Here is a 21,620-nt window from a genome sequence, read left to right as displayed (position 1 = left end):
CCCTACCGCCGCAGCCACGAGCAGCACGTACGGCAGCAGGGCGTGACTCAGGGGCCGGGACGGACAACCCGTACAGGCTGACCGTCCCGACCGCTCCCGGACAGGTGAAGTGACTCCAAAGTCGACCCGGTACCTCCTGGGCGACTTGTGTGACGACGTCGTCACTAACCTGTAGTGACTAGGATTGAGGATGATCGCGTTGATATCAAGAGGATGACCCCAAGATATTTTCTGCGTACTATCTGCCATCATCGTTGTCGACAGGAGGAGTCGTGATGAGCGCCGGGTCGTCTGGAGTGTCAAGGTCGCGTCGGTCGAAGCCGAGGCCGGTGGAGTCGCCGACCGTGCAGGCGTGGGAGCTTGGCCTCCGGTTGCGCGAACGACGCGAGGAGTTGGGCATGACCGCCGTCGCGGCTGGTCGCGCCACCGGCATCGCCCAGGCGTACGTGTCGGGCGTGGAAGCGGGCAAGGTCAAGCTGCCCGCTGACCGCCTGGCCCAGTTCGTGCAGGTCTATGAGATCGAGCCCGACGACGCGGCAGAGCTTGAGCAGCTACGGGAATCGTCGACCAAGCGTGCCTGGTGGCACCAGTACTCCCAGCTCTTCCCCGCCGAGTTTCTCCGATTCCTCGGCTACGAAGCCGGCGCCGACCACATCCGCAGCTACGACAGCGAGTTGCTACACGGGTTGTTGCAGACCGAGGCGTACGCCCGAGCGGTCATGCGGGGCGGCAACACCTACGTTCGGCTCACCGAGGTCAACCGGCGAATCGCGGTCCGGATGGCTCGGCAGGCGCGACTGATCGGCGACAACCCGATCAAGTTCACCACCGTGCTCGGCGAGGGTGCGCTTCGGCAGCAGGTTGGCGGACCGGCCGTGATGCGGGACCAACTCCAACACCTCGCCACGCTGGTCACCAAGCGGCCGGAGCAGATACAGATCAGGGTCGTGCCGTTCACCGCAGGCGCCTATCCCGCGCTGGGTGGACCGTTCCAGATCCTCTCCTTCCCCTCGCCTCGGCTGCCTGAGCTTGTCTGGCAGGAGATCCTGACCTCCAGCGACATCATCGATCAGTCGGGCCGGGTAGCCGACTATGTCATCACCTTCGAAGAGACCCTGGAACGCGCGTTAGGCTCGGACGAGTCGCTGGCGCTGATCCGGCGGATCGCCAAGGAGATGACGTGACCCTCATCGAGCACACCCCTGAGCGGGACTGGTTCAAGTCGTCCCGCAGCTCCAACAACGCCGCCTGCGTCGAGGTGCGGTACGCGGGCGGGGCTGTGGCCGTACGCGACTCAAAGGACCTCGGCGGGCCGATCCTCGCCTTCACCGGCCCGGCCTGGTCCGGCTTCGTCGCGACCCTCCAGACCGACCCGAGCTGACCCAGCTCCGACCGGGCGCCCAACCCCCGGGGTAGGTGCGTCCGTCGCGTTCTACGGCAGCCACTCAACGAACAGCTCGGCCAGCCGCGCTTCCGTCTGCTCGTTGAGAACGTGATGTACGTCTTCGCCGAGCGGCTTCAGAGCATACCTGCGTACCTCAGGGTGCTTGCTGGGCTCGGGACAGATGAAGACGGCCAGGATCCTTAGCGCGCGCAGTGCCTCTTCGTTCGTGAGGAGGTCAAGCAGCGGTATCCCGCCGAACGTGGTTGCCTTGAAGGCCCGCCACACCTCGCCCACCACGAGGTCCACGACGGGTTCGGAGACGTGTGGACGTCCACCCTGCATGGATGACGTCAGGATGGCGTCCTTGATCAGAGTGGCAGGCATCTCGGCGAGCTTGTTGAGCGGTCCATTGACCAGTTCAATCGTCCAAATCATCCCGACCAGCAGGTCACACCAGCCGTGTTTGGCCAACTCTCCCCGTACGACTGTCGGATGTGGCGTAACCCGGTCGAGCTCCCCAGTGATCCTTGGCCAGGTTCCGGTGGTCATTGCCTCGGCGATGAGAGATACCTGGTCGGCCGGTCGGACCCGGTCCTCGACCTCGCGCTCTCCGTTGGACTGTTGCCCAGGTCCCGGCCCCGCCCGATCCGGTGTGCCATCCTGTGCCGAACTGGCCAGCCAGTCCACCGCGTCCAGTCGCGCCAGATGGGCGACGATGGATCGGATCTTGTTGTTCGGCCACCGTGAGCCCGGCTTCGCCCGCAACTCCTCCTCGTACACCTCGCGGCGCCGCAGGCGGTCGTCGGGGTTGCCGTTCACTAGATCCAGTGAGCCGCCCCAGCCGTGCTGGGATCCTCCGCAACCGGTACAGCGGCAACCGTCCTTGAGCGCCCTCTCACAAGGAACGCTGTGCTTCCTGTCGTGCATGCGGCGACCACCTCACGGATTCGTTCCTGACGATCGCGAGTGAACCGAGTGATCCGCACATACCTTTCGGTATGCAAGTGAACACGTTACGTGATCTCAGGAGCGATGTCGACATGCTTCTATCTCTTGGGATATCGAGGCCAGAAGCCGCTGTTTGCCGAGCTACGGCGCCTCGGCGTCTTCGCAGTCCAGGCCGGATGCGACCCGATGTCGGGGCTACGTCCTTCGACCATCTCGGATAGTGTTCGGTCGGCCACGCAGGAGTGACACCCAGCGGCTTCCGTCCGCGCTGGCTCACGTCCAAGGTTGTAGGCAGCCGGCTATCGGGAGGATCGCATGGCCAGCATCGAGGAAGTCAAGGCCGCACTCGTACAGGCCGCCGAGCAGGGCAACGCAACACTCAACCAGATCCGGTCAGCCGCCGAGCAGACCGAGCAGGTTCTCACCCGTCTCCGCGGTGTCGCCGCCGGCACCAACCACGGCAAGGTCCTTGAGGCCATCCAACGCGCTGAGCAGAGCAGGCAGCGTCTCCACGAGGCGGCCACCCTCATCCAGGGCAGCGCCACCGCCGCCCGCGAGTACGCCGGCATCCTCGGCTGAGCGGCTTCGAGGACACGTCCGGTGGACATCACCCAGGTGAAGGCGACCATCAGCCGAGGCAGCCAGGCAGCCAAGGACGGGAGCGTCCTGATGCAGGGGGTCCGGGACCGAGCCGAGCAGGCTCAGACATCAGCTGCCGCAACGGCCCATGACAGCACGCACGACGAGGTCGAAGCAGGCATGAAGAAGCTGAAGGAGGCGGTGAAAGAAGCGTCGCGGGTCGTTGAACTGCTTCGCTCTGGTGCCGCCGCCGCCAGCGAATACGCTTCGAGGATCTGATGGCCAACACCTCCGTGGGCGACGTTGTGGCTCAGTTCCGCACGGTGCTGGGCCTAATCGACCAGACCGCAGTGACCGCCAAACATGCTCAGGAGCAGGCCCAACAGTCCTTTGCCGCCTACAACGAAGCGTCCCGGGGTACGGCAGACAGGTCGATGCGTACGGCAGTAGTCGACTCCCGTACCGCCGGGGAGAAGGCAGGGAAAACCGCCCGCCTGCTCGCCGAAGCTGCCGAGCACTTCACCACCTACATCAACGTCATCGCGCCCGGCACTGTCCCACCTCGCTCCTCAGCCCCAGAGGCCGACACCCCTGGCGAACAGGTTCTCGCCGCCGCAGCCGGACAGGGTCCCCTGTCCTCGAAGCTGCTCGGGCGTACGGCAGCTGTCCGTAACGCGGATGACGGGTTACAGCACGCCAAGAAGATCGCCACCGCCATCAAGGACGCGACAGGCTCCGGCGGGGTTGCGGTCGCCAAGTCACCCCAGCCTGCGATCACGGCCGCCAGGGCCCCGGACGCGTCGGCCGGAGACGCCCTCCTCGCCGCGTTCACTGTCGCGCTCTTGGGGATCAAGGGCGCCGAGGTAGCCGCCAGGATTCGCAGTAAAGCCAGAACGAAGAGCGCGCAGCGTAAAGAACAGAAGGGCGACGATGGTGGACGACAACACGAGGTTTCTTAAGTCAATGCTCCAGCAGGATTGGGGCGCATACGATGCACTCCTGGCGGAGTTCGAGAGCCGGGGCAAGGGAACCCCGACTGCAATAATCGGCTTCGCCTTCAACATCGCAGTTCAGCGGCGATTCGGGCAGCGGAGGGACATAGACGAGATCATCCAGTTCGTCGCAGACGCTCGCACCTTCCTGTCCGAAGGCCGCGACCTCCCGGCAGAGGACGCTGAGGCACTGATCTGCGCCACACTTGACCTGGATGTTCCGGGTGTCGCGGCGACCATCGACCGACTCGACATCGGCACGATCACCGAGATCGAGGGACAACTCCTGTTCAAGCTCATCGCAGACGAAGGTCTGTCCGAGCAGCAACTTGACGACTTCTTGGCACAGGCAGAAGATCTCGCCGCACGATGGCAGAACAGCGCCACGTCCTGACCGACAGCCGAAAGAATCTGCTCAACAAGCCAATGTGGCTGGGTGACCAACAAACGCCACTTTGCCTGCATTACCGGCCAGCTCGCTGAGAAAATTCTCTAGCCGCTTGCTCTGATGATGTAAGCACGGCCGGTCCTCGGGTGCGGTGTTCGACCACGACCTGTCGGCGAGCTGTTCCGGTCGGTAGAGCCGCCGCCGATCAGCGAGCTACTCCGCTGGTGTACGACATCAGCCCCTCGTAGACCGCACCGAGCTGCTTGATCCCGAACTGGGCGTACGAGATGAAGCCGCCCCGCCATGGATAGGAGATCCGGTGGTCGGGTCGAGCCTTCTCAGTCGCGCTCCACCAGGTCGTTGACGCAGCGCAGCACCGGACGACTGGTCAACGCCGCCGGGTCCAGCGACACCGCCGAGCGGACGGTGAAGGTGGTTGACTCGCCGGGCAGCAGGGTGACCATCGCCTGGTCCACCTCCGCGGCCGGGTCGAGCCGGTCCGGCGCGAGCACCAGGTCCCGGAGCACGGTCCGGGCGGTCACCCGGACCTGTACGCCGCCGGGCGCCGGCTCGACCGTGGCGTCGTACCCGGCCGGTGGGTAGGCCAGGTCGCGGTCCTCGGCGAAGAACCAGAACGCGCGCTCCCCCGGGCCGCCACCGGAATCGGCGAGCAGCAGCTCCCGGCGGGGCTCGTCGGAGCGGGCGAGATCCGCCGGCAGCGGAAAGGTCGCCGCCGAGCGGGCCGGCACGGACAGCTCCACCGAGGTCTTCGCCCTCGGCTCCCCGGTCAGGGTCAGCCGGGTCACCTCGACCGGGCCGGTCCACGGGTCGGCACCGTCGTTGTCGGCGACCAGGACCAGGCCGTCGCCGCGCGGCTGCACGGTCAGCAGCCGGTCGGCGTACGAGCGGCGCAGCGCGTACCACAGTGGCTTGCGCCGGCCGTCGCCGTCGACGGCCGCCCAGGAGGTGACCGGCCAGCAGTCGTTGAGCTGCCAGATGACGCTGCCCATGCAGACCGGCCGGTGTGAGCGGAAGTGCTCCACCCCGAGCGTGGTGGCCCGGGCCTGGTTGACCTGCGTCAGGTAGTGCCAGTCGTCGAAGTCGCGCGGCGCCGGCAGGTGCGCGTCCAGGCCCCGGGCCAGCTTCAGGTCGCCGTCGCCCGCCTTCTGCCGGTGCGCCATCGCGGCCGAGTCCGCCGCCAGCACCTCGTCCGGCAGCGCCCGGCGGATGGTGGCGTACGAGGCCGGGCCCTGGTAGCCGAACTCGGCCACGAACCGGGGCAGGTAGTCCCGGTAGTGGGTGTAGTCGATCTGGTTCCACACGTCCCAGATGTGCGTGCTGCCGTGCGACGGGTCGTTGGGGTGGATGTCCTGCCGGCCGGACCACGGACTCCCCGGCCAGTACGGCCGGGTCGGGTCGAGGTCGGCCAGGATGCCGGGCAGCAGTTCGAAGTAGTAGCCGGCGCCCCAGGTGCGTCCGGCCAGCGGCTCCTGCCAGTCCCAGTCGTGCCAGCCCCAGATGTTCTCGTTGTTGCCCATCCAGAGCACCAGGCTCGGGTGGCTGGCCAGCCGTACGACCTGCTCGGCCGCTTCGGCGCGCACCTCGCCGAGGATCGGCTCCTCCTCCGGGTACGCCGCGCAGGCGAAGAGGAAGTCCTGGGCGACCAGCAGGCCCCGCTCGTCGGCGAGGTCGTAGAACTCCTCCGACTCGTACCGGCCGCCGCCCCAGATCCGCACGAAGTTGACGTTCGCCGCGCAGGCCTGGTCGAGCCGTTCGGCGTAGCGCTGCCGCGTCACCCGGTGCGGGAAGCAGTCGTCGGGGATCCAGTTGACGCCCTTGGCGAAGACCGGTACGTCGTTGACGACCACGGTGAACGCGGAGCCGTGCTCGTCGGCCGCGGTGTCCAGGCGTACCGAACGGAAGCCGATCCGGCGTTGCCAGGAGTCCAGCTCCTGACCACCGGCGTGCAGGCTCACCGTCAGCGGGTAGCGCGGCTGTCCGCCGTACCCCCGGGGCCACCACAGCTCGGGGTCGGCGACGGTGACGACCAGTTCGGCGCCGCGCTGGCCGGTGACGACCTCGGCCACCGATCCGGCGACCTCCGCCCGGACCGTGAGCGAGGCGTCCCCGGCCGACTCGTCGGCCCGGTCGACCTCGACCCGCACCTCGACCCGGCCCTCGGCGTCGGCGACGGTGACCAGCGGTCGGACCTCGGCGAGCCGGGCCGTCCGCCAGGTGCGCAGCCCGATCTCCTGCCAGATGCCGGCGGTGACCAGCGACGGGCCCCAGTCCCAGCCGAAGTTGCAGGCCATCTTGCGGATGAAGTTGAACGGGTCCTGGTAGGCCATGGGGCGGTCGCCGAGCCGGTCCCGCAGCTCCTGCGCGTAGCGGAAGGCCGAGTCGAACCTGACCCGCAGCACGTTGGGCCCGACCCGCAGCGCGTCCCGGACGTCGAAGCGGTAGCCGCGGTGCATGTTGGCGGTGCGACCGAGGTCGACGTCGTTGAGGGTGACGGTCGCGACGGTGTCCAGGCCCGCGCAGACCAGGTCCACGCGCTCGGCGTCGGCGTCCGCCGGCCACTCGAAGGTGGTCTCGTAACACCAGTCGGTGCGTCCGATCCAGCCCAGCTTGCGCTCGTTGTCGTCCAGGTAGGGATCCGGGATCAGACCGGCGGCGAGGAGGTCGGTGTGCACGCAGCCGGGCACGGTGGCCGGGACCCGCGCGGCGGCGACGTGCTCGGGAACCTCCGGCCCGGAGGCCATGGTCAGGATCCAACCCTCGTGCAGGCTGTGCCAGGACGTCACGGGCACCTCAGCTCGCTCGGGTCGCGACGTACCATGACCTCACCGCGCCTTCCATCACCGACCGCGCCACCACCAGGCGCCCGGCGGCGGAAAGCGGCCCCGAGACATCGAAAGATGTCGACTGAACCGGATAAGTAAAATCACCGTACGGGCGGCCCCGGGTCGTGTCAATGGGCGCGAATTCGCCCCGGAATGGACAACATCGATCGCCGAAGCGCACCGGTGGACCAAGATGGAAGCGCTCCCAGAACCGGATGGCGCGCGGCGACCGGGGTGGCTCCGGCGTGGTCAGGGGTCCCGGGCAGATAGCCCGGTCGCTATGCTTAACCGGAAAAGTTCGCTTTCCGTGTCCCGCGCGGGCGGTCCGTCCCCGGAGGACATCACGCCGACGCGCCGCAGGTGCCCGGGCCGGTCCCCGACCGGGGTCGACCAGACGAGGAGCGCCGGTGAAACGGCCGACGATCGCGGACGTGGCCCGCCGGGCCGGCGTCTCCAAGGGCGCCGTCTCGTACGCCCTGAACGGGCAGCCCGGCGTCTCCGAGGCGACCCGGCAACGCATCCTGGCGATCGCCCGGGAAATCGGGTTCAACCCCAACAGCGCGGCCCGGGCACTCTCCGGCGCCAGCGCCAACGCGGTCGGACTGGCCCTCTGCCGACCCGCCCGGATCCTCGGGCTCGAACCGTTCTACATGGAGCTGATCAGCGGCGTCGAGGCCGAACTCTCCGCCCGCTCGTACGCGCTGACCCTCCAGGTCGTGGCGAGCCCGGACGCCGAGATCGCGGTCTACCGGCGCTGGTGGGGCGAGCGGCGGGTGGACGGGGTCTTCGTCTGCGACCTGCGGGTCGACGACCGTCGGGTCCCGGTGCTGGAGGAGCTCCACCTGCCCGCCGTGGTGATCGGCGGACCCGGCCACGCCGGTCGGCTGGCCCATGTCTGGTCCGACGACGCGGCGGCCCTCACCGAGGCGGTCGAATACCTGGTCGCGCTGGGCCACCGGCGGATCGCCCGGGTCGGCGGGCTGCCCGGCCTGCTGCACACCGAGACCCGCACCGAGGCGTTCGCCACCGTCTGCCGGCGACTCGGCCTGGAGCGCGCGCTGACCGTCACCGCCGACTACAGCGGCGAGGAGGGGGCCCGGGCCACCCGCCGGCTGCTCAGCGCCGCCGACCGGCCCACCGCCGTGGTCTACGACAACGACGTGATGGCGATCGCCGGGCTGGCGGTGGCCCAGGAGATGGGGCTGAGCGTGCCGGGTGAGGTCTCCATCGTCGCCTGGGACGACTCGCCGCTGTGCCAACTCGTGCATCCGGCGCTGACCGCGCTCAGCCGGGACATCCCGGCGTACGGCTCGCACGCCGCCCGCCGGCTGCTCACCGCCATCGCCGGCGAACCCGTCGGCGGCTACCAGGACGAGACGGCGCACCTCATCCCGCGCGGCAGCACCGCACCGCCCCGGCAGCCCTGACCGGGCGGCGGGCGCCGGTGCGGCACCGGTGCGCCGTCCGGCCGCCGGTGCCGCACCGGATAGCATCGCCCTCGCAGGCGTGACCAGCCCAGCCAGGAGGACCAGCAGCCGTGCACGTACCACCGATCCCCAGCCTGACCGCCGCCGACCCGGAACTGGGTGGGCTGATCGAGGCCGAGGCGCAGCGCCAGCACGACAAGCTGCGGATGATCGCCTCGGAGAACTACGTCTCCACGGCGGTGCTGGAGGCCAGCGGCACGGTGCTGACCAACAAGTACTCGGAGGGCTACCCGGGCCGCCGGTACTACGAGGGTCAGCAGTACATCGACCCGATCGAGACGCTCGCGGTGACCCGGGCCCGGGACCTGTTCGGGGTCGAGCACGCCAACGTCCAGCCCTACTCGGGTTCGCCCGCCAACCTCGCCGTCTACCTGGCGTTCCTCTCGCCCGGCGACACGGTGATGGGGATGGCGCTGCCGATGGGCGGGCACCTCACCCACGGCTGGTCCGTCTCGGCCACCGGCAGGTGGTTCAACCCGGTCCGCTACCACGTCTCCCGGGAGACCGGCCGGATCGACCTCGACGAGGTCCGCGACCTGGCCCGCCGGGAACGGCCGAAGCTGATCTTCTGCGGTGGCACCGCCGTGCCCCGGACGATCGACTTCCCCGGCTTCGCCGAGATCGCCCGCGAGGTCGGCGCGGTGCTGGTGGCGGACATCGCGCACATCGCCGGCCTGGTCGCCGGTGCCGCGCACCCCTCCCCGGTCGGCCACGCCGACGTGATCACCACCACCACGCACAAGACCCTGCGCGGCCCGCGCGGCGCCATGATCATGACGACCGCCGAGCACGCCGCCGCCGTCGACAAGGCCGTCTTCCCCGGCCTGCAGGGCGGCCCGCACAACCACACCACCGCCGGCATCGCGGTGGCGCTGCGGGAGGCGGGCACCGAGCAGTTCCGGCGGTACGCCCACCAGGTGGTCGCCAACGCCAAGGCGCTCGCCGCCGCCCTGGTCGAGCGGGACTTCACCCTCTCCTCCGGCGGCACCGACAACCACCTGATCCTGGCCGACCTGACCGGCAAGGGCATCGGCGGCAAGCCGGCGGCGCAGGCGCTGGACCGGGCCGGCGTCGAGCTGAACTACAACACCGTGCCGTACGACACCCGCAAGCCGTTCGACCCGTCCGGGATCCGGCTCGGCACCGCCGCGCTGACCACCCGGGGACTGACCGAGGAGCAGATGCCGCAGGTGGCGGCCTGGATCGACGAGGCGGTCGGCGCGGCGGTCAAGGACGACGAGGCGACGCTGGAACGGATCGCGGGCGAGGTCCGGGAACTGCTCGCGGCGTACCCGATGCCGGGCTTCGCGGCCGCCTGACCCCGGCCGGGGCCGACGCACGCCGGCCGGGACGGATCCTGCCCCATCCGGCCGGGCCGGTCAGCGGGACGGGCCGGTCAGCGGGACGGGCTGGGGAACTCCTCCAGGTAGGCCTCGACCCGCTCGGCCGGGGCCGGGCGGGACACCGCGTAACCCTGACCGAACCGGCAACCCGCCGCCCGCGCCTGCTCGACCTGTCCGACCGACTCCAGCCCCTCGGCGATGATCTCCAGGCCGAACCGCCGGCCCAGGCCGACCACCACGTCGATGAAGGGCTTGCTGTCCCCGTCCCGGCTGTGCCGCTCGGTGACCAGACTCCGGTCGACCTTGAGGAAGTCCACCGGCAGCCGGCGCAGCTGGGCCAGGGACGCCTGACCGGTGCCGAAGTCGTCCAGCGCGATCCGTACGCCCAGCGCCCGCAGCCCGGCGAGCTGGGTGACCACCGTGGAGACGTCGGCCCCGCTGCGCGGTTCGGCGATCTCCAGCACCAGCCGGTCCGGCGCCACCTTGTGCTCGGCCAGCGCCTCCGCCACCCGGTCGACGATCTCGACGGCGGCCAGCTCCCGCGGTGAGATGTTGATCGACATCCAGAGCGGCCGGGACCGCCCCGACCAGGCCGCGATCTGCCGGCACGCCTCACCCAGCACCCAGCGGCCCAGTTGGTCGAGGAGCTTGAGATCCTCGGCCACCGGCAGCAGTTCGGCCGGCAGCACCGTGCCCAGCGCCGGGCTGCGCCACCGCACCAGCGCCTCGGTGCCCACCGGCTGCTGGTCGTGCAGGTCGAGCACCGGCTGGTAGACCAGGTCCAGCTCGCCGCGCTGCACCGCCCCGGGCAGCTCCCGCTCCAGGTCCAGCCGGCGGGTGAACTGCTCCTCCAACTGGTCGTCGTACCACTCGACGCGGTCGCGGCCGAGCTGCCGGGCCCGCAACCGGGCGAGGTCCGCGCGGCGCAGGACATCGTCCACGCCGTCCCCGCCGGAGAGGTCGGCGAGCCCGATGCTGGCGTTGAGCCGCACCACCACGCCGGGCAGCTGGTACGGCTCGCTGAGCGCGGTCAGCAACCGGGTGCCCATCGCGTACGCGAGCACCGGCCGGTCCACCGTCACCACCGCGAACTCGTCACCGCCCAGCCGGGCCACCACGTCGTCGCTGCCGGCGCCGGTGCTCAGCCGCCGGCCGACCTCGGCCAGCACCGTGTCGCCTACCTGCCGCCCGTGCACCTCGTTGACCCCGGCCATCCCGTGCAGGTCGACCACCAGCAGCGCTCCGGTGTGCCCCGGTACGGCGCGCTGCGTGACGATCATCCGCATCAGCTCGCGCCGGTTGGCCAGCCCGGTGAGCTGGTCGGTGAAGGCCAGCTCGTGCAGGGTGCGCTCCAGCCGCTGTCGCTCGCTGACGTCCCGGACGTGCACCACCAGCGCGTCCACCTCGGGCACGCTGCGCTGGTCGCTCACCGTGGACTCGGTGTCCCGCCACGCGCCGTGCCCGTCCCGCAGCCGCGCCGTGACCAGCGGCGGGCGCCCGGACGGGACCTGGTTTCCGGTGATCACCGTGGCGAGCACGGCAGTGACGTCGGCGGCGTCGTCGGGATGCATCAGGTCCGGGAACGGCCGGCCGACCACCTCGGCGTCGGAGAGGCCGAAGAGCCGTGCGGCGGCCGGCGACTGCCACCGGACCAGCAGGTCCTCGCCGACCACCAGGGTCAGGTCGTTGGCGCCCGAGACCAGCGAGCGGAAGTGCGCCTCCTGCTCCGCCAGCCGCCGCGCGAAGCGCCGGATGTCGAGCATCGCCAACACCTCGCGGATCGCCAGGGTCGGCATGATCGTCAGTCCGAGCAGGATGGTCCCCCGGTCGAACTCGCCGACGTGGATCAGGTGGTAGAACGCCGAGAGCGTGGCGACGATCGCCGGAATGGTGAGCAACGGGTAGGCGGAGAGGTTGGTCTCCGGCTCGCCCGACGCCGCCTGCGCCACCGGATTGGCCCGACGGGCACCGGCGGCGACGAGGGCCGGCCCGGCGACCAGCGGGATCGCCACGATCGGCAGGGCGGCCGACGGCGCCCCGTAGTCGATCAGGACGGCGAGCAGCGACAGACCGAAGACGGCGGATCCGGCGCCCAACCCGCAGAGCGCGGCGGAGCGGCGGTGCCCGTACGCGCGCAGCGTGGCGATCGTGATGACCGGCAGGCCGGTCGCGGCGAGCAGGGCGGCGACCAGCGCGAGCGGTGGCAGGCCACCGGCGGGCGGGATCACCAGCGCCGAGAACGCCAGGCTGATGGCCAGGCTCAGGCCGTCGAACCCGCGCCGCAGCCGCACCGGCACGCTGCTGGCGGCACCGGGCAGCAGCAGCATGCCGGACACGTACAGGCCGAGGGCCAGCACGAGACCGCCGAGAGCCACCCAGCGCCGGGCGTCGACCGGAACCAGGGCCAGGGCCACCGCGGTCAGACCGGTCGCGATCAGGCCGAAGCCGAGGAAGCCGGCACCCCGGCACGGCCCGAAGCCACGGTGCGCGACATGCAGCCGGATCGCGAGCCGGACCAGCCGGGAGGCGGCCGTCGCGGCCACGATCCCGACAGCGACGGCGATGACGAGGTACGGGGGCAGCGGTCCGACGGAGCCGAGCAGCAGGATGCCCACGGCCAGCAGCGGGACACCGATCTCCGGGACCGAGGCGGCGAGCCGGCGGGCTCGACCACTTGCGGGTTGCGCCACGAGCATGGCGGATTGCCTTCGCAGAGGGGGCACGGGCGTGGTACCAGTTTGGCCCGAATGACAGGCTGGACCATTCCTATCAACCCCCAACGATCCGTGGGGGGCATGGGTTACGTTCGAGTACGGATCTTTTGTCGTTCTTCTGTCTCAGGCCCGTTCCGCTGCCCGGCGGTCGCCGCCGGCGTTGCCCGGGGCGCGGACCGGGCCGACGGCCGGGAGTGCGAAAATCTGCGGGTGAGCGATGACCGGAAGACCGACGGCGGAGCGGGCGGGGACGGGATCCGCGCCAAGGGTACGCTCCGGTTCCGGCACAGCCAGGCGATCTGGGTGGCGGCGATGATCGCCTTCCTGGGCGCCCTCCCCCTGGCCAGCTCCCGCTGGTTCCTGACCCCGCTGTTGCTCGTCCCGCTCGCGGTCGGGGTCTGGGCGTGGCGGGCCGGCACCGACGCCGACGCGGCCGGGCTGCGGGTACGCGCCCTCTTCGGGCAGCGGCGGATCCCCTGGGCCGAGGTGGCCGAGCTGGCCACCGACGCGCGCGGGCAGGCCGTCGTGCGGCTCCGGGACGGCCGGCTGGCGGCGCTGCCCGCGGTCCGCTCCGTGGACCTGCCGGACCTGGTCGCCGCGAGCGGACACCCACTCACCGACCCACGGCGCCGCGCGGACTGACCCGGTCGACGGCCGTCAGTAGCCGTTCGCCACCTCGTTCACCAGCGGCTCTCCGGCGACGACCCGGCGCAGCTGCTCCCCGGCGAGTCGGTACGCCCGGGGCAGCAGCCCGCGTACCGAGCCGCCGACATGGGGCGTCAGCAGCACGTTGGGCAGGTCCCAGAGGGGATGGCCGGCGGGCAACGGCTCCGGGTCGGTGACGTCCAGGGCCGCCGCGATCCGGCCGGTGGAGAGCTCGGCGACCAGCGCCCCGGTGTCGGCCACCGGCCCCCGGGCCGCGTTCACCAGCAGGGCACCGTCCGGCATGGCCGCGAGGAACCGGGCGTCGACCAGTCCCCGGGTCTGGTCGGTGAGCGGAATCAGCAGCACCACCACGTCGGACTCCGGCAGCAGCTCCGGCAGCTCCGCGACGCCGTGGACGCCCTCCTCCGGACGGGCCGTCCGGGCGACGAGGGTCAGGGTCACCTCGAACGGGGTCAGCCGGGCCGCCAGCGCGGCACCGATCGAGCCGGCGCCGACGATCAGCACCCGCTTGCCGGCGAGCTCGTCCGTGGGGGTCGTCCGGGCGTACGCCCACTCGTGCCGGGGCTGCGCGCGGGCGAACGTCGGGAACGCCCGCAGGTGCGCCAGGATCGCCGCCACCACCCACTCGGCGGTCGGCGAGTCGTGCACACCGCGCGCGTCGCAGAGCGTCACCCCCGCCGGCAGCCGCCCCACCCAGGTGTCCGCACCCGCCGACAGGAGCTGCACCACCCGCAGGTCGGGCAGTTTCGCCGCCATCGGCACCGCCTCGGCCTGGGCGAGGAACGGCGGTACCCAGAACCGGACCCCGGCGGGGTCGGACGGCAGCCGGTCCGGGGCGGGGGCGATCTCCACGGTCACTCCGTCGGGGATGTCGCCGAGCAGCGCACGTCCCTCCGGGTGCGGAATCCATGCCTTCACGGACGCCGACGATAGCCGCACCCACCCGCCGGGGAACCGCCCGGGACCGTCGCGGCTCACAGAGCGGACGGATGAGGCGCGACCGCTCCAGGGGAGGCCAGCATGACCGGGAAGAACGCGCGGTGCGGCGGAACGGGCGACCGGTGAGGCGGGAGGCGGACCGGAGCCGGGCGCAGGCGGTCGCCGGAGCGGCGCGATGACCCGACGAACCGCCGGTGCGCGCCGGGATCCGGCTACGCTGGGCCGGGTGAGCTCTCGCCCGTACCCCCGAAACAGCCGGCGCCGGGCGGCCCTGGCGCTCTGCGCGGCGGCCGTGCTCGGCACCGCCGGCTGCTCCTTCGGCGCCCCGGAGCCGGATCCGGCCGGCGAACCGCCCAACCTGCCCACCCCGTCGGCCTCCCCGGGTCGGGACGGCGAACAGCAGGTGGCGGCGACCGTCCTGGCCAGACGGCTCCAGGTGCCGTGGGGCATCGCGTTCCTGCCGGACGGCGGCGCGCTGGTCACCGAGCGGGACACCGCCAAGATCCTGAAGGTCGGCCCGGAGTCCGACGCCCAGGGTCTCAGGGTCAGCACGGTGCAGACCGTCGAGGAGGTCGACGCGGCCGGCGAGGGCGGCCTGATGGGCATCGCGGTTTCGCCGAACTACGACCGGGACAAGAAGGTCTTCGTCTACTACTCCACCGCCGAGGACAACCGGATCGCCACGCTCACCCTGGGCGCCGCACCGACGCCGATCGTCACCGGCATCCCGCTCTCCGGCATCCACAACGGCGGCCGGCTCGCCTTCGGCCCGGACGGCCACCTCTACGCGACGACCGGGGACGCCTCGGAACGCGGCCTGGCGCAGGACGGGAAGAGCCTGGGCGGCAAGATCCTGCGGATGACCGCCGCCGGCAAACCGGCGCCGGGCAACCCCTTCCCGGACTCCCTGGTCTGGTCGCTGGGCCACCGCAACGTGCAGGGCATCGCCTGGGACGCCAACAAGCGGCTGTACGCCACGGAGTTCGGCCAGAACCGCTGGGACGAGATCAACCTGATCGCACCGGGCCGGAACTACGGGTGGCCCGAGGTCGAGGGCGAGAGCGAGGGGAACAGCCCGGACGACCGGTTCACCGAGCCTCTCGTGGTCTGGCCGACCGCCGAGTCCTCCTGCTCCGGCGCGGCGGTCGTGGAACGGGTCGTCGTCGCCGCGTGCCTGCGCGGCGAGCGGCTCTGGCTCGTCGAACCGACCGCCGCCGGTGGCGTACTCGGCGCCCCCCGGCCGCTGCTGACCGGCGAGTACGGCCGGCTCCGGACCGTGGTCACCGCCCCGGACGGCTCGCTCTGGGTCTCCACCTCCAACCGCGACGGCCGGGGCGACCCGGCGCCGGAGGACGACCGAATCCTTCGGCTGGTCTTCTCCGGCGGTGCGGCCGGCAAGAGCTGACCGCGCGGCTGTGACCTGCGGCAGGTTTTTGATGATGTTCGTTCGGGCAGGTCAAAATTGAGCATGGACAGGCGGAGGAACGACACGGACGCCGCCGGGGACCCGCGGTCCCCGGCGGTTCGGCGCGTGCCCCGGCCACTGCGTCCGGCGGTACGGCTGGCCCGCCGGCTCCGCGCCTCCACCGTGACCCGGCGGGCCGTGCTCAGCCTGGCCGTGCTGGCGGTGAGCGTCGCCGGAATCCTGATCGGGGTCCTGCTCGGCGGCCGGATGGAGACCGACATCGGCCCATTCCGGGCGGAGATGGCGATCACCCCGTCGACCGAGGGCGGGACCACCGTGACGATCCCGCCGCTGGGCGCCCTGCAACTGGACAGCCACTCCGGCCCGGCACACCTGTCGGTCCGGCTCGGCTCGCTCGACCAGCGGCGCACCGAGGCGCTGATCGACGACCCGGCGAACCTCACCCGGGCCAGCCGCTCCGCCGTCACCGACGTGACCAACGGCGTGATCCGGGTCGGCATCCGCACCATCGCGGTCTCGGTACTGACCACGTTGATCCTGGCGGCACTGGTCTTCCGGAACACCCGGCGGGTCGCCTGGTCCGGCGGGCTGGCCCTGCTGATCACCGGCGGCAGCCTCGGCATCGCGGCACTCAGCATCCGACCGCAGTCGATCGAGGAACCGCGGTACGAGGGACTGCTCGTCAACGCCCCGGCGATCGTCGGCGACGCCCGCCGGATCGCCAGCGACTACGGCCGGTACGCCGATCAGCTCCAGCGGATGGTCGGCAACGTCAGCCAGCTCTACACCACCGTCTCCACGCTGCCGATCTTCGAGCAGGCGCAGGGCAGCGTACGGGTGCTGCACGTCTCGGACATGCACCTGAACCCGACCGCCTGGCAGGTGGTCCGGACGGTGGTCGAGCAGTTCAAGATCGACGTGGTGATCGACACCGGGGACATGACCGACTGGGGCAGCGAGCCCGAGGCGTCCTTCGTCGGCTCGATCAACCTGCTCAAGGTGCCGTACGTCTTCATCCGGGGCAACCACGACTCGGCCGCGACCGCCGCCGCCGTGGCCCGGCAACCCAACGCGATCGTGTTGAACAACTCGGTCACCACCGTCGCCGGCCTGACCATCGCGGGCATCGGGGACCCCCGCTTCACCCCGGACAAGGAGACCTCCCCGAACGGCTCCGGCGCCCTGCCGCAGACGGTCAGCCAGGTGACCGGCGCCGGTCAGCAGTTGGCCGCCACGATCCGGACGGCGGGCCGACCCGTCGACATCGCCCTGGTGCACGACCCCGCCTCGGCCGGAGCGCTCGCCAACCTGGTCCCGCTGGTGCTCGCCGGCCACACGCACAACCGCGAGGTCCGGGAACTGCCGCCCGTACCCGGCGCGACGACGCCGCCGACCCAGCTCCACGTACAGGGCTCCACCGGCGGGGCGGGACTGCGCGGCCTGGAGGGGGAGAAGCCGCTGCCGCTGGCGATGTCGGTGCTCTACTTCGACCAGCAGCGCGCCCTGCAGGCGTACGACGACATCCAGGTCGGCGGCACCGGCGAGGCGCAGGTGAACCTGGAACGGCACGTGGTCAACCCGGCCGCGCCGCCGACCCCGGCAACGTCCGGCCCACCGACCACCCCAACCCCCACCCCCACCGGCTGAGGTGTAAGGAAGGGCCCCTTCTTATCGCTTTCTGTATAGGAAGGGCCCCTTCCTAACCGATCAGCCCTCTACCCCGAGGCGCGCGAGGATCAGCGACCGGAGGGTCTTCGCGTCGGCCTGGCCACGGGTGCTCTTCATGACCGCACCGACCAGCGCGCCGGCCGCCGCCACCTTGCCGTCCCGGACCTTGGCTGCGATGTCGGGGTTGGCCGCGATGGCCTCGTCCACGGCGGCGGTCAGCGCGCCGGTGTCGGAGACCACCTCCATGCCCCGGGCGGTCATGATCTGGGTCGGCGAGCCCTCGCCCGCCACGACCCCCTCCAGCACCGTACGGGCCAGCTTGTCGTTGAGCTTCCCCTCGTCGACCAGCCGCTGCAGCTCGGCGACCTGAGCCGGGGTCACACCCACCGTCGACAGCTCGACGCCGGTCTCGTTGGCCCGGCGGGACAGCTCGCCCAGCCACCACTTCCGGGCGGCGGCCGGGGTCGCGCCGGCGAGCACGGTCTGCTCGATCAGCTCCACCGCACCGGCGTTGAGCACCGACTGCATGTCGTGGTCGTTCAGTCCCCAGTCCCGCTGCAAGCGGCGGCGGTGCAGCCGGGGCAGTTCCGGAAGGCCGGCCTTGAGCTCCGCGACCCAGGCCGGGTCCGGTGCCAGGGGCACCAGGTCGGGCTCCGGGAAGTACCGGTAGTCGGTCGCGGTCTCCTTGGACCGCCCCGAGGTGGTGTCCCCGCTGTCCTCGTGGAAGTGCCGGGTCTCCTGCACGATCCGGCCACCGGCGTCGAGCACGCTGGCCTGGCGCAGCATCTCCGAACGCACCGCCCGCTCGACGGAGCGCAGCGAGTTGACGTTCTTGGTCTCGGTCCGGGTGCCCCACTCGGCCGAACCGGCCGGCGAGAGCGAGGTGTTCACGTCGCAGCGCAGTGAACCCTCCTCCATCCGTACGTCGGAGACGCCGAGCGAGCGGATCACGTCCCGCAGCTCGGTCACGTACGCCCGGGCCACCAGCGGCGCCTGGGCACCGGTACCGGGGATGGGCTTGGTGACGATCTCGACGAGCGGGATGCCGGCCCGGTTGTAGTCGACCAGCGACTCGGTCGCGCCGTGGATCCGGCCGGTGGCGCCACCCACGTGCAGGGTCTTGCCGGTGTCCTCTTCCAGGTGCACCCGCTCGATCCCGATCCGGACCGTCTCGCCGTCGACCTCGACGTCGAGCCAGCCGTCCACGCAGAGCGGCTCGTCGTACTGGCTGATCTGGAAGTTCTTCGGCATGTCCGGGTAGAAGTAGTTCTTCCGGGCGAACCGGCACCAGCTCGCGATCGAGCAGTTCAGGGCCAGTCCGATCCGGATCGTCGCCTCGATGGCGGCCCGGTTGGCCACCGGCAGCGAACCGGGCAGGCCGAGACAGACCGGGCAGACCCGGGTGTTCGGCTCGCCGCCGAAGTCGGTCGGGCAGCCGCAGAACATCTTGGTGTTCGTGCCCAGCTCGACGTGGGTCTCCAGGCCGATCACCGGGGCGTAGCGCTCGACGACCTCGTCGTACGACGGCAGGACTGTGGTGCTCATCAAGACTCCCAGTTTCCGAGAGACGCCCAGCTTCTCCAGCGGTGGCCGGCCCCCGGGGCATCCGGACAGAACGCGTCCCAGCCTAATCGCTCGCCCGACCCCGCCTCGCCCGGGTTTCGCCCCGGCGCGGTGACCGGGCGGATCGGCGCCCGTCGTGCCGGCCCGGCGTCCCGGGCCGCCGAGGCGCCGGGGTGATTCCCGCCCGTCTCCCGGGCCGGACGGACCGCGGCCCGGTGCCGTCCGCACCGGGCCGCCCGGCCGTCCGGGTACGCGTCGCAGGGACGCGGCCACACGGGAATGGACCCGGAGCACGGACGTACCGGGGCGCCGCGGTGGAGGTCGCCGGCTCGGCATCGGATGCGCCGCACCGGCTGGCTACCGAAGAGGAGCCCCCGGATGCTCGGCGACCGGAAGAGCCCTGCGGCCCGGACGATGCCGGAAGCGTCGTCGCGGGCCGGGGTGGTGGTGCTCAGCCCTTGGGCGGGAAGGGGTCGTCCTGGTAGGTGTACTCGTTCTCGACCTTGCCGTCGGCGGTGTGCACCACGAGCTGGCTGGGCTGGTTGTCCTTCGCCACCTTGCGGCCCTGCTCGATCGCCGCACCCTTGGTGTCGTAGGTGCCGGCCACCGTCGACCCCTGCTCAACCTTCCACCTGTCACCTGCGGGAACCACGTGGTACTGGCTGCGCGCCGTCACGATGAGACCTCCTCGATTGTGACTCGAACTACGGTTCGGAACTGTCCATATCGGTACCCGACCCTACGGCGGATGAAACCGGCATCGATGTCCGGCGGCGCCGGAGCGCGGCCGGGCCGGGCGGCGCCAGGGCGGGCGCGAGGTGGCGGACAGGACGCACCGCAGGTCAGGACGGGACGACGTACGGGAACTGGTTGCTGCGCGCTCCGGCGGTCTTGCCGTCCTCGCCCGCCGCCGAACTGTTGACGTTCATGATGAGCACGGTGCCGCCCTCGCCCCGGAAGACGAACTGGTCGGTCAGGTCGAGCCGGCTGTCCTCCCGGGCGAGCGGAGAGTCGAGATGATGCGACACAGGGCGCTCCAAGCGTTACGACAACGAGGTAGAACTCCTGTCTACTACGCGTTTTCGCCCGTTATGTAGGTATCGCGGAATCGCCCGTTTCGCCGGCAGCGCGGAGCTGCTGCCGGCGACGTCGGACCGGCCTCAGAGGGCGGGCGGGGTGAGCGTGCCGACCGCGGACTCCAGCGCCGCGCCGACCCGGTACATCCGGTCGTCCGCCATCGTCGGAGCCATGATCTGCAACCCCACCGGCAGCCCGTCCGAGAGCCCGCACGGCACCGAGATCCCCGGCCCCCCGTACAGGTTGGTCGGGATCGTGTAGAGGTCGGCCAGGTACATCTGGTACGGGTCCGAGGTGCGCGACCCGAACGGGAACGCGACGAACGGGGTGGTCGGCGAGATCAGCACGTCCACCCGCTCGAACGCGGCGGTGAAGTCCCGGGTGATCAACGTACGGACCTTCTGCGCCTGCCCGTAGTAGGCGTCGTAGTAGCCGGACGAGAGCGCGTACGTGCCGAGCATGATCCGGCGCTTGACCTCGGGACCGAAACCGGCGTCCCGGGTCAGCGACATGACCTCCTCCAGCGAGCGGCTGCCGTCGTCGCCGACCCGCAGCCCGAAGCGCACCCCGTCGAAGCGGGCCAGGTTGGACGAGCACTCGCTCGGCGCGATCAGGTAGTAGGCCGGCAGGGCGTACTCGAAGTGCGGGCAGGAGACCTCGACCACCTCGGCGCCGAGCTTGGTCAGCGCGTCGACGGCGTCGCGGAACGCGGCCATCACCCCCGGCTCGGCACCCTCACCGGCGAACTCGGTGACCAGGCCAAGCTTGACGCCGGTCAGGTCACCGGAGGCACCCGCCCGGGCAGCGGCGACCACGTCCGGCACCGGCTGCGGGATGGAGGTGGAGTCGCGGGGGTCGTGCCCGCCGATCGCCGCGTGCAGCAGCGCGGCGTCCAGCACCGTACGGGCGCAGGGGCCGGGCGTGTCCAGCGACGAGGAGAACGCGACCAGGCCGTACCGGGAGGTGCCGCCGTAGGTCGGCTTCGCCCCGACGGTGCCGGTCACCGCGCCCGGTTGCCGGATCGAGCCCCCGGTGTCCGAGCCGATCGCCAGCGGTGCCTCGTACGCGGCCAGCGCGGCAGCGCTGCCCCCACCCGAGCCACCCGGGATCCGGCCCAGGTCCCACGGGTTGCCCGTCGGCCCGTACGCGGAGTATTCGGTGGAGGAGCCCATGGCGAACTCGTCCATGTTGGTCTTGCCGAGCATCACCGTGCCGGCGTCGCGCAGCCGCCGCACGATCGTCGAGTCGTACGGCGGGCGCCAGCCCTGAAGGATCTTCGAACCCACGGTGGTGGGAACGCCCCTGGTGGCGAGCACGTCCTTGACCGCCACCGGCACCCCGGCCAGCGGTCCCAGTTCCTCCCCGGCGGCCCGCCGGGTGTCGACCGCGCGGGCGGCGTCGAGTGCCCCCTCGGTGTCCACGTGCAGGAAGGCGTGCACCCGGTCGTCCACCGCCGCGATCCGGTCCAGGTGGGCCTGGGTCACCTCCACCGCGGACGCCTCGCCGCCGGCGATGAGGGCCGCGATCTCGGTCGCGGTCATCCTGGTCACGTCAGCCATGGTGCTCACGCCTTCCCTTCCGGGCCCACCGAGGCGGTGCCCGC

At 71.1% G+C, this 21,620-nt stretch carries 19 protein-coding genes; 11 read left to right on the top strand and 8 right to left on the bottom strand.

All coding sequences use genetic code 11. The annotated features are described in order from the left end of the window. Positions 1–275 precede the first annotated feature (275 nt). On the top strand, positions 276–1,184 hold the full coding sequence (locus tag ACQEUR_RS11385) for a helix-turn-helix domain-containing protein (RefSeq protein WP_433029233.1): 909 nt from the start codon (positions 276–278) through the stop codon (positions 1,182–1,184). Further along, complete coding sequence (locus tag ACQEUR_RS11380; RefSeq protein ID WP_433029231.1) at positions 1,181–1,381, top strand: DUF397 domain-containing protein; 201 nt, start codon at positions 1,181–1,183, stop codon at positions 1,379–1,381. Before ACQEUR_RS11385 ends, ACQEUR_RS11380 begins: the two co-directional genes overlap by 4 nt. 51 nt (positions 1,382–1,432) lie before the next feature. On the opposite strand, the gene ACQEUR_RS11375 is transcribed toward ACQEUR_RS11380, so the two are convergent. After that, on the bottom strand, positions 1,433–2,203 hold the full coding sequence (locus tag ACQEUR_RS11375) for a hypothetical protein (RefSeq protein WP_433029229.1): 771 nt from the start codon (positions 2,201–2,203) through the stop codon (positions 1,433–1,435). Between the two features lie 444 nt (positions 2,204–2,647). Here ACQEUR_RS11375 and ACQEUR_RS11370 point away from each other — a divergent pair, with 444 nt between their 5' ends. The 4 genes from ACQEUR_RS11370 to ACQEUR_RS11355 are packed head-to-tail and all read left to right on the top strand — an operon-like array spanning position 2,648 to position 4,297. After that, entirely contained in the window at positions 2,648–2,911 is a 264-nt protein-coding gene (locus tag ACQEUR_RS11370) for a hypothetical protein (RefSeq protein ID WP_433029227.1), read from the top strand. Between the two features lie 21 nt (positions 2,912–2,932). Further along, a complete protein-coding gene (locus ACQEUR_RS11365; protein ID WP_433029225.1) occupies positions 2,933–3,190 on the top strand; it encodes a hypothetical protein in 258 nt (85 codons plus the stop codon). Further along, positions 3,190–3,870 (top strand): hypothetical protein, encoded by a 681-nt coding sequence (locus ACQEUR_RS11360; protein ID WP_433029223.1) that lies wholly within the window; start codon positions 3,190–3,192, stop codon positions 3,868–3,870. Before ACQEUR_RS11365 ends, ACQEUR_RS11360 begins: the two co-directional genes overlap by 1 nt. Then, entirely contained in the window at positions 3,842–4,297 is a 456-nt protein-coding gene (locus ACQEUR_RS11355; RefSeq protein WP_433029221.1) for a hypothetical protein, read from the top strand. The genes ACQEUR_RS11360 and ACQEUR_RS11355 overlap by 29 nt, the downstream gene beginning before the upstream one ends. Before the next feature lie 332 nt (positions 4,298–4,629). On the opposite strand, the gene ACQEUR_RS11350 is transcribed toward ACQEUR_RS11355, so the two are convergent. Further along, positions 4,630–7,053: a glycoside hydrolase family 2 protein gene (locus tag ACQEUR_RS11350; protein ID WP_433029523.1), complete on the bottom strand. Its 2,424-nt coding sequence runs from the start codon at positions 7,051–7,053 to the stop codon at positions 4,630–4,632. A 488-nt stretch (positions 7,054–7,541) separates the two neighbouring features. On the opposite strand from ACQEUR_RS11350, the gene ACQEUR_RS11345 reads away from it, so the two are divergent. Together ACQEUR_RS11345 and glyA are read left to right on the top strand one after the other, a co-directional pair. Further along, entirely contained in the window at positions 7,542–8,561 is a 1,020-nt protein-coding gene (locus tag ACQEUR_RS11345) for a LacI family DNA-binding transcriptional regulator (RefSeq protein ID WP_433029220.1), read from the top strand. Between the two features lie 110 nt (positions 8,562–8,671). Further along, a complete protein-coding gene (glyA, locus tag ACQEUR_RS11340) occupies positions 8,672–9,940 on the top strand; it encodes a serine hydroxymethyltransferase (RefSeq protein ID WP_433029218.1) in 1,269 nt (422 codons plus the stop codon). 77 nt (positions 9,941–10,017) lie between these two features. Here glyA and ACQEUR_RS11335 read toward each other — a convergent pair whose 3' ends face one another. Next, entirely contained in the window at positions 10,018–12,660 is a 2,643-nt protein-coding gene (locus ACQEUR_RS11335) for a putative bifunctional diguanylate cyclase/phosphodiesterase (RefSeq protein ID WP_433029216.1), read from the bottom strand. A gap of 330 nt (positions 12,661–12,990) precedes the next feature. Between ACQEUR_RS11335 and ACQEUR_RS11330 the strand changes: the two genes are divergently transcribed. Continuing rightward, complete coding sequence (locus ACQEUR_RS11330; RefSeq protein WP_433029521.1) at positions 12,991–13,320, top strand: PH domain-containing protein; 330 nt, start codon at positions 12,991–12,993, stop codon at positions 13,318–13,320. A gap of 15 nt (positions 13,321–13,335) precedes the next feature. Here ACQEUR_RS11330 and ACQEUR_RS11325 read toward each other — a convergent pair whose 3' ends face one another. Next, positions 13,336–14,262, bottom strand: coding sequence for a 2-hydroxyacid dehydrogenase (locus ACQEUR_RS11325; RefSeq protein WP_433029214.1), 927 nt, complete (start codon positions 14,260–14,262; stop codon positions 13,336–13,338). 247 nt (positions 14,263–14,509) lie between these two features. Between ACQEUR_RS11325 and ACQEUR_RS11320 the strand changes: the two genes are divergently transcribed. Both ACQEUR_RS11320 and ACQEUR_RS11315 read left to right on the top strand, forming a co-directional pair. Beyond that, a complete protein-coding gene (locus ACQEUR_RS11320) occupies positions 14,510–15,688 on the top strand; it encodes a PQQ-dependent sugar dehydrogenase (protein WP_433029212.1) in 1,179 nt (392 codons plus the stop codon). A gap of 63 nt (positions 15,689–15,751) precedes the next feature. Beyond that, positions 15,752–17,356 carry a metallophosphoesterase gene (locus ACQEUR_RS11315; protein WP_433029210.1) on the top strand — a complete coding sequence of 535 codons (1,605 nt, stop codon included), beginning with the start codon at positions 15,752–15,754 and terminating at the stop codon, positions 17,354–17,356. A 60-nt stretch (positions 17,357–17,416) separates the two neighbouring features. Here the strand turns inward: ACQEUR_RS11315 and gatB are convergent, their stop codons facing one another. The 4 genes from gatB to gatA form a co-directional block, all read right to left on the bottom strand. Continuing rightward, on the bottom strand, positions 17,417–18,922 hold the full coding sequence (gene gatB, locus ACQEUR_RS11310; RefSeq protein WP_433029208.1) for an Asp-tRNA(Asn)/Glu-tRNA(Gln) amidotransferase subunit GatB: 1,506 nt from the start codon (positions 18,920–18,922) through the stop codon (positions 17,417–17,419). A 469-nt stretch (positions 18,923–19,391) separates the two neighbouring features. Further along, complete coding sequence (locus ACQEUR_RS11305) at positions 19,392–19,616, bottom strand: DUF2188 domain-containing protein (RefSeq protein ID WP_433029206.1); 225 nt, start codon at positions 19,614–19,616, stop codon at positions 19,392–19,394. 166 nt (positions 19,617–19,782) lie between these two features. Continuing rightward, positions 19,783–19,968: a hypothetical protein gene (locus tag ACQEUR_RS11300; protein WP_433029204.1), complete on the bottom strand. Its 186-nt coding sequence runs from the start codon at positions 19,966–19,968 to the stop codon at positions 19,783–19,785. A 132-nt stretch (positions 19,969–20,100) separates the two neighbouring features. Then, complete coding sequence (gatA, locus tag ACQEUR_RS11295) at positions 20,101–21,576, bottom strand: Asp-tRNA(Asn)/Glu-tRNA(Gln) amidotransferase subunit GatA (RefSeq protein ID WP_433029202.1); 1,476 nt, start codon at positions 21,574–21,576, stop codon at positions 20,101–20,103. Positions 21,577–21,620: the final 44 nt, after the last annotated feature.

This window comes from Plantactinospora sp. CA-290183, from assembly GCF_050936375.1.
In the GTDB taxonomy this organism is placed as follows: Bacteria; Actinomycetota; Actinomycetes; order Mycobacteriales; family Micromonosporaceae; genus Plantactinospora.
Note: the sequence above shows the minus strand (reverse complement) of the source record. Positions and strands in the feature narration are given on the sequence as shown.